Below are 2,694 nucleotides of genomic sequence, written 5' to 3' on the forward strand. Positions count from 1 at the left end.
GGGCCCGCCGCCCGGCCCCCCGTTTCGGCCCGGCCGCGTCCCGTCCCCCGCCGCCGCCCCGCCGGCGGGGCGGAGGTGACCGGAACCGGACGGCCGCTGCTGGCGCTGACGTTCCTCGGCACCGACCGGCCGTCCGCGCGCCTGGACGGCGTCCCGATGCCGCTCACCCTGCGGCACGCCGAGATCCTCGCGCTGCTCGCGCTGCACCCGGACGGCCTCAACGGCGACCGGCTGTCCTGGTACCTGTACGGGGAGGAGGGCAGCCCCGGGACCGTCCGCGCCGAGATCCACCGGCTCCGCGGCCAGCTCGGCGAGCTCGTGCGCGCCAAGCCGTACCGGATCGGCTGCGCGGTCGACGCCGACTTCCGCACCGTCGCGCGGCTGCTGGACGAGGGCGACGTCGCCGCCGCCGTCCGGCTCTACGGCGGCGAGCTGCTGCCCCGCTCGGACGCGCCCGCCGTGCGCGCCGAACGCGACGAGCTGGCGGTGCGCGTCCGGCGGCAGGCCCTGGACGGCGGCGGCGCCGACACGCTGTGGACCTACGCCCAGACCGAGACCGGGCGCACCGACCTGGAGATCCTGGACCGCCTGGAGGCCGTTCTGCCGCCGGGCGACCCCCGGCGCTCGGCCGTCACGTCCCGCCGCACCCGCCTCCTGAACGACCTCGCCTGACCCCACCCGCCTGACCTCGCCCGCCTGAGCGGCCGCGTCCGACCGGGGACGTCTGAACCGGTCCGCCTGAGCGGGCTCGCCCGGGCCGGTTCGACCGAGCCGGCGTGCTGGGAGCGGGGACGTCCGGGCCGGGCCCGCCGGGCGGGTCCGGGGCACCGGCTTACCGCCGCGTCCGTGTCACCTGGCGGCGCGGTGTCCGGAGTCTCACCCCGGTGAGGGGTCGCGCGGCGGCCGGGTCAGCCGGTGGGGGATCCGGCGGCCAGGTGCGCGCTGTCGTTGTAGGACACGGCGCGCAGCCCGCCGTCCGCGTGCCGCCAGCGGGTCACCGACGCGTTGCCGACCGGTACCTTCTCGATCTCCAGGACCTCCCGCTCGGACAGGTCCTCCACCAGGTAGCGGGTCATGACGACGATCGCGTCGTGCGCCACCACCAGCGCCCGCCCGCCCGGCGCGGCGGCCTCCAGATCGCGGTAGAAGCCGCGCAGCCGCAGCGCCAGGTCCGTCCACGACTCGCCGCCCGGCGGCCGGTAGTAGAACTTGCCGAGCCGCCGCAGCCGCTCGGCCTCGGCCGGGAACCGGCGCCGGATCCCCAGCGGCGTCAGGCCCTCGAAGGCGCCCTGGTCGCGGTCGCGGAGCCGCTCGTCCGCCCGCGGCTCCGGGACGGTGTAGGGGGCCTGGGCGAGCGCGATCCGCGCGGTGTCCAGGGCCCGGAGGTAGGGGGAGGCGACGACCGTCGTCGGGCGCTCGCCGGGGGGCAGCGCGGCGAGCCAGCGGCCGAACGTCGCGGCCTGTTCCCGGCCCGCCTCCGACAGCGGGATGTCGGCGTCCCGCTCGACGATCCCCGTCTCCTCGGCGTCGGTGCCCTGCACCGCGCGGTAGCGGACGTTGCCGGTGCTCTCACCGTGCCGGGTCAGGATGAGCCACTGCAGCGCGTTCACGCCCGCCATGCTGCCACGCCGGACCGGTGCGGCGTCCTCTACAGGCCGTAGTACTCTTTCGCCGTGACGAACGTCCTGGCCACCGTGATCATCGTGGTGGCGCTGCTGGCCGCGGGCCACGCCCTGGTGACCGCGCTGCGCGACCGCGCGATGGGCACCGGTCACCTCGTCGTCCTCGGCGTGCTGGAGGCGCTGCTGGTCGCGCAGGCCGTGACGGGATTCGTCAAGCTCGCCGGGGACGAGGGCCCCGAGCACCCCGCCACGTTCGTCGGCTACCTGCTGGGCGTGCTGCTCATCCCGGCCGCCGGTGCCGGCTGGGGCGTCCTCGAACGCTCCCGGTGGGGCCCCGGCGTGCTCGTCGTGGCGTGCCTGGCCGTCGCCGTGATGATCGTCAGGCTGAACCAGATCTGGAGCGGCACCGGTGCCTGAACCCGAACCGGGAGTCCGGCCCGGAGCCCGTGCGGACGCCGGTGCCCGCGCCGGCACCGAGGCCCGCACGGGCACCGAGACCCGGGCCGCCACGGGGAGTGGTCCCGGGCGGCTGCTGGTCGCCATCTACGCCGTCTTCGCGCTGGCCGCGGGAGCCCGCGCGGGCGTGCAGATCGCGACGAAGTTCTCGGCCGCTCCCGTCGCCTACTCGCTGTCGGCGCTGGCCGCGGCCGTCTACGTCCTGGCCACCGTCGCGCTGGCCCGCGGCGGCCGCGCCTCGCTGCGCGTCGCCGTCGCAGCGTGCGCGGTGGAGCTCGCGGGCGTCCTGGTCGTCGGCACGCTGAGCCTCGTCGACGCCGAGGCGTTCCCGGACGCGACGGTCTGGTCCGGATACGGGCGCGGCTACGGGTTCGTCCCGCTGGTCCTGCCGGTCGTGGGCCTGCTGTGGTTGCGCCGCACCGCCCGCACAGGGGGCGGGTCCCATACGGGCGGTGGGCGCCCTGTGGGCGGCGGGTGAACCCTCCGGCCACAGGTGCTGGGGCCGCGCGTCCTCCGGCGGCGCGCTGACGCGACCCGCCGCGTTCATGGAGCTGGTGTGGGCGACGGCGCTCAAGCAGTCGGACGGGTTCACCCGGCTGTGGCCGAGCCTGATCGG

General features: G+C 76.8%; 4 protein-coding genes. 3 read left to right on the forward strand and 1 reads right to left on the reverse strand.

All coding sequences use genetic code 11. The annotated features are described in order from the left end of the window. On the forward strand, positions 1-672 hold a 672-nt coding region (locus E1291_RS40830), incomplete at its 5' end, for a helix-turn-helix domain-containing protein (RefSeq protein WP_207401243.1). Positions 673-908: 236 nt separating this feature from the next. On the opposite strand, the gene E1291_RS40835 is transcribed toward E1291_RS40830, so the two are convergent. Then, positions 909-1,619, reverse strand: coding sequence for a histidine phosphatase family protein (locus E1291_RS40835; protein ID WP_131743390.1), 711 nt, complete (start codon positions 1,617-1,619; stop codon positions 909-911). 54 nt (positions 1,620-1,673) lie between these two features. Here E1291_RS40835 and E1291_RS40840 point away from each other — a divergent pair, with 54 nt between their 5' ends. Beyond that, positions 1,674-2,039, forward strand: a complete 366-nt coding sequence (locus E1291_RS40840; RefSeq protein ID WP_131743391.1) for a hypothetical protein — start codon at positions 1,674-1,676, stop codon at positions 2,037-2,039. A gap of 112 nt (positions 2,040-2,151) precedes the next feature. Beyond that, the gene (locus E1291_RS40845) at positions 2,152-2,556 is read left to right on the forward strand and encodes a hypothetical protein (protein WP_131743392.1); all 405 of its coding nucleotides are present in this window, start codon (positions 2,152-2,154) and stop codon (positions 2,554-2,556) included. The last annotated feature ends 138 nt before the right edge of the window (positions 2,557-2,694 follow it).

It is taken from the genome of Actinomadura roseirufa (assembly GCF_900659635.1).
Taxonomy (GTDB): Bacteria; Actinomycetota; Actinomycetes; order Streptosporangiales; family Streptosporangiaceae; genus Spirillospora; species Spirillospora roseirufa.